The sequence below is a fragment of the Streptomyces beijiangensis genome (assembly GCF_017315755.1).
GTDB classification, from domain to species: Bacteria; Actinomycetota; Actinomycetes; order Streptomycetales; family Streptomycetaceae; genus Streptomyces; species Streptomyces beijiangensis.
In genome coordinates this window covers 1-1,909 of sequence record NZ_JAFLRJ010000639.1, presented here as the reverse complement: position 1 = coordinate 1,909, position 1,909 = coordinate 1, and the positions used below count along the sequence as shown (strand labels likewise).

2 protein-coding genes are annotated in these 1,909 nt (G+C 69.1%); both read right to left on the bottom strand.

The annotated features are described in order from the left end of the window. Positions 1 to 179: 179 nt before the first annotated feature. On the bottom strand, positions 180 to 1,070 hold the full coding sequence (locus J0695_RS37765; protein WP_206969325.1) for a DUF5936 domain-containing protein: 891 nt from the start codon (positions 1,068 to 1,070) through the stop codon (positions 180 to 182). Between the two features lie 56 nt (positions 1,071 to 1,126). Beyond that, the coding region (locus tag J0695_RS37760; protein WP_206969324.1) for a type II secretion system F family protein at positions 1,127 to 1,909 on the bottom strand (783 nt) is incomplete at its 5' end.

The window sequence follows — 1,909 nt, the reverse complement described above, 5'->3', positions numbered from 1 at the left end:
GGGGCCGGCTGCGGAGGGCTGAGCCAGCGCCTTTTCGGGGGCTCAGCCCTCCGCAGCCGGCCCCCCGCTCCTCAAGCTCCCCCAGACTTCGTCCGGGGGGACCCCCTGGCCGGGCTGGATTCGGCTCTGCTCGGTTCGCCCGCCCGGGGCGGATGTTTCGTCCCACGAGTGCCTCCCCCTCAGTTGCCGAAGAGCTGGCCGAAGTCGGTGCTCGAACCCAGGAACATGTTCGCCACGATCAGGATCAGCGTGGCCGGGACCATCGAGATCAGGGTGACCATCGTGGTCTTGGGGATCGCCTTGGCCGCGCGACGGCGGGAGTTCTGGGCGTCCGTGCGGCGCATGTCGTTGGCGATCTGGATGAGCGTGTCCGCGATGGGGGCACCCAGTTCCTCGCCCTGCTGGAGCGCCGTGACGAACTGGGAGACCTGCTCGGATTCATTGCGGCGGCGCAGTTCGTCGAAGGCCTGGCGGCGGCTGACGCCCATGTCCATCTGGCGCAGGGTGATGCGGAGTTCGTCGGCCCAGGGGCCCGCGTACTTGTCCGACACGCGTTCCAGGGCCTGGCGGAATCCCAGGCCCGCGGAGACCACCACGGCGAGGACGTCCAGGAAGTCCGGGAGCGTGCGCTCGATGACCTCCTTGCGGTGGCGTATCGCCTGCCAGATGGTGGCGTCCGCGGCGAAAGCCCCGTACGCGAGGGCGACGATCGCGAAGATCAGCATGCCGTTGGTGAGGAGCGCGAAGCCCGCGAGGCCGCCGAAGATCCCGAAGACCGCGCGCCGGGCCGCGTAACGGTCGATGGTGAGGCCGCCGGGGTTGCCCGCCATGTCGATTCGGCGGCGCTTCTTCTCGACCTGGCGGGGGCCCATCGTCTTGAGGACCGAGGGCGCGAAGCGCATGCCTGCGCGGTCTATCGCCGCCTCCAGGCCCTTCACGCGGGTGGCGCCGACTTCGAGGGCGATCGCCAGGTCTTCGGGGATCTTGGCCTCGGTGCGGTACATGCGGATGCCCGTGAAGATGCCGGCGAGGGAGAGGCCGAAGAGGGCGGCCAGGAGGAGTCCGGTCATGGTGCGGTTTCGCCCTTCTCTCTTCTCACTTCTCGGATCACTTCTCGGATCACTTCTCAGACTTCGATCTTGCCGAGGCGGCGCATGGCGATGAAGCCGACTACGTAGAGGGCGATGGACACCACGACCGCGATCTGGCCGATGGTCGAGCCGGTCATCCGGGCGAGGCTGCCGGGGGCCATGGAGTTCAGCATGACCATCGCGCCCAGGCCGAGCAGCGGGAGCGTGTACGCGGTGGCGTTGACCTCGGAGAGCATCGTCACCACCTCGCGGCGGGTTTCCTTGCGCTCCTCCAGGGTGGTGGTGAGGTTACGGAGGGATGCGACGACCGTGCCGCCCGCACGGTTGGAGAGCACGAGCGTCGTGACGAGGACGACCAGTTCGCGGGAAGGGAGGCGGTCGGCGAGCTCGGTGAGGGTCTCGTCGATGGAGCGGCCCAGGGCGAGCTGGTTGGCGACGGTGGCCAGCTCCTCGCCTGCGGGGGCTTCGAGTTCGTCGGCTGCCATCGAGAGCGCGGTGCGCAGGGCCAGGCCTGCGGCGGTGGCGTTGGCGAGGATGCGGGAGAGCTCGGGGAGCTGGCTGATGAACGCCTCGATGCGCTTCTGGCGCTGCCAGTTGAGGAAGGTGTTGGCCGCCCACAGGGCGATGAGGGCTGCCACCGGGCCGAAGAAGGGGGCCAGGAAGGTGGAGGCGACAACCCAGAGGGTGCCGGTGGCCAGGAGTGCGTAGACGAAGAACTCGCCGGGGGTGAGGTCGAGGCCGGTGGCGGCGATCCGGTGCTGGATGCGTTTACCGAGGGCGGTGCGGCGGAGGCGGGTGTCCACGGCGGTGAAGTGGCG

Coding starts and splice junctions, on each gene's coding strand:
- J0695_RS37765 (WP_206969325.1), bottom strand. CDS start 1,070: ATGACCGGACTCCTCCTGGCCGCCCTCTTCGGCCTCTCCCTCGCCGGC.